3 protein-coding genes are annotated in these 2,241 nt (G+C 51.4%); 1 reads left to right on the top strand and 2 read right to left on the bottom strand.

Annotated elements, in window-relative coordinates; genetic code table 11:
• Window positions 1-242: 242 nt before the first annotated feature.
• Entirely contained in the window at window positions 243-449 is a 207-nt protein-coding gene (locus H146_RS0117985) for a type II toxin-antitoxin system Phd/YefM family antitoxin (protein ID WP_019953261.1), read from the top strand.
• Window positions 450-455: 6 nt separating this feature from the next.
• On the opposite strand, the gene H146_RS21120 is transcribed toward H146_RS0117985, so the two are convergent.
• Together H146_RS21120 and H146_RS22585 are read right to left on the bottom strand one after the other, a co-directional pair.
• Window positions 456-1,538, bottom strand: a complete 1,083-nt coding sequence (locus H146_RS21120; RefSeq protein WP_169433510.1) for a reverse transcriptase family protein — start codon at window positions 1,536-1,538, stop codon at window positions 456-458.
• 269 nt (window positions 1,539-1,807) lie between these two features.
• The gene (locus H146_RS22585; RefSeq protein WP_425411328.1) at window positions 1,808-2,074 is read right to left on the bottom strand and encodes a hypothetical protein; all 267 of its coding nucleotides are present in this window, start codon (window positions 2,072-2,074) and stop codon (window positions 1,808-1,810) included.
• Window positions 2,075-2,241: the final 167 nt, after the last annotated feature.

The following is a 2,241-nucleotide window of genomic DNA, read 5'->3' as shown; positions in this document are numbered from 1 at the left end:
GCGAGGATAGACCAGATTTTACGCCGAAAAGGGAGCATCATCCAGGCGCATAATCATGATTTCACGGTGATTTTTGGTTTTTCAGGACCGACTACTTAGGGGTTGAGGTGTTTCCGCCGGCACAACGACCCAGCAGCGGCACGCTGAAGATTTGGAGCGGCTGGACTCTCCCAGGAGAGGTTCGCGCTATCTACGGAGCGAATGGCATCCCATTACCCTGAGAGCTGATGATGGAGAAGTGTATGCGCCAGGTGTCCAAGTCACAGTTTAAGGCCCGTGCGCTCGAACTCTTTCGCCAGGTCGAAGTGTCGGGAGAGCCGGTCATTGTCACGGACAAGGGGCGACCTGTGATCGAGGTACGGCGCTACCGAACCGATCATCGATCACCTCTCGAGCGTCTGCGCGGCAGTGTTCTGGAGCTAGTTGATCCGTTCGAGCCAGTAGACTGAAAAGATCTAGTATGGCCAAGATACAGCCTGCAAACGATTTCGTTGAGCAGCGGCCCACATGGGCTCAATCTGAGCCGCAAAGGCCAGCAGCCCTTCCAGGTGATGGCGCAATCCAGTCGTAGATGCAAACTTTCGGGCAGCAGCATGCTTCGTAGGCCCTACATCGTCGCGGAGCAAATAATGGATGTGCTGCCGAAATGAATTTTTGAACTGCCGTGTTAATCGTGGAACGGTTTCTTCCACACTTAGCCCCAACACGAGCTTACGGGCGCCAGGAGGAATAACAGTTGTCTTCGCAGTATTTGGGCTAAGAGACTGTCGATCAAGTTGCTGATAAACACGTTTGATCAACAAACCGGCTCTTTTTCGCCCGAAATCAACATCGTCTGAGGAAAATGTCATGTCATCAGCATAACGAGTGTATCGAACCAAATTCTCGTCTGCTAGAGCAGCCAGTCGTTCATCCAACGAACGACTGGCTAAGTTTGCCAACATGGGACTAGTTGGCGCACCTTGAGGCAGGTGCCCCTGCTCTGGATATTGGTACAGCGTGATGACGTGTTCAGGAAGAAAAAAACTATCGTGCCAGCGATCATTGTTGTTTGATGCATTAGATGCGACATATGTACAGAGTCTCGTCATCTCAAATGCGATAAGTGGTTCAAAACCCAGCTGAAGAAACACATGATAAACTGATACCTCTTTAATCGACTCGAAAAAATTCCGAACATCTAATTTAACTAGCCATTTTGAAGGGCAATGTGGAGCAACAGCATCAAACAATCTATCGCCGACAGAAAAGGCAACACTACATGGATGGGCAGACACGTGGGAAAGAATATTTCCGGCGATCCAACGTTGCACTTTCATTAGAGCGGGCGATGGAACGCATATTGTCCGGTAGTTTTTTTTAACGTCCGAAGAGGAGCGCTTTTTGATCTTAAATTCAGTATATGCATCGGTATTCCTGCCCACTGTATGCCGAAGGAAACCGTAGTCGACGCCGCTTAAAGCTGAAAGGTGCTTAAGCGTAAAAACCGGCTTTATATTTCTATGGCGCGACGTGATCCGCCTTCCCAGTGTGACCATATGCGCCACTAACTCGGGTGGCACTCCGGCAGCTAGGGCTTGATTACGAAAAATGTGAGGATTCCAACGTTCCATCTACCTTTGAGACCCGAAGGGTCAGTCACCTCCTGCAGTGAAGGCGAGACCTCGAGCAGCCCCGGAGGGTCACTGCAGGAGGCGCCTGTCCTCATGCGTCAGCTCCAACGCGAAGCAGCAGTAGTCTGCGCCCCGTCATGATGACGATACCGCCACCCGAACCGGCGCCTTGCGGCACCAGCATCACTAGAAAGTCACGTTGGAACCCTCAGCGTAGAAGGATAATACTTTTCGCTGAGGTTTTCAGTAGCCGGTGCGGGGCGCCGTTTCCTCTTCGCAGCACGCAAATAGGCTTGCCCCATCTCTGTCAAGCGATAATCCTGATCCACCCAGTCGTGTTTTTGGGCTTTTAGGAGCACAGACTCCACCTCCAACAAGGTCAAGCCGGTTCTACGTGCTACAACCTCAGCATTTCGAGGACGATGAGACAAGGCTGCAAGCACCAGATAACTCTCAAGCATCCCACTGGGTGCTCTGCTCCAGTCCTGACCATCCGACAGACGCCGATGGCGCATTTTCTCCAGGAGCTTCTGTACTTCGTCGGTCCTGAAAAACCAAAAATCACCGTGAAATCATGATTATGCGCCTGGATGATGCTCCCTTTTCGGCGTAAAATCTGGTCTATCCT

It is taken from the genome of Kushneria aurantia DSM 21353, from assembly GCF_000382245.1.
GTDB lineage: Bacteria > Pseudomonadota > Gammaproteobacteria > Pseudomonadales > Halomonadaceae > Kushneria > Kushneria aurantia.
This window is presented reverse-complemented; position numbering and strand designations above follow the sequence as displayed.

What these genes read in the sequence shown, in the direction of transcription:
- H146_RS0117985 (WP_019953261.1), top strand. Translation starts at nt 243, where the DNA reads ATGCGCCAGGTGTCCAAGTCACAGTTTAAGGCCCGTGCGCTCGAACTC.
- H146_RS21120 (WP_169433510.1), bottom strand. Translation starts at nt 1,538, where the DNA reads ATGGTCACACTGGGAAGGCGGATCACGTCGCGCCATAGAAATATAAAG.
- H146_RS22585 (WP_425411328.1), bottom strand. Translation starts at nt 2,074, where the DNA reads ATGCTTGAGAGTTATCTGGTGCTTGCAGCCTTGTCTCATCGTCCTCGA.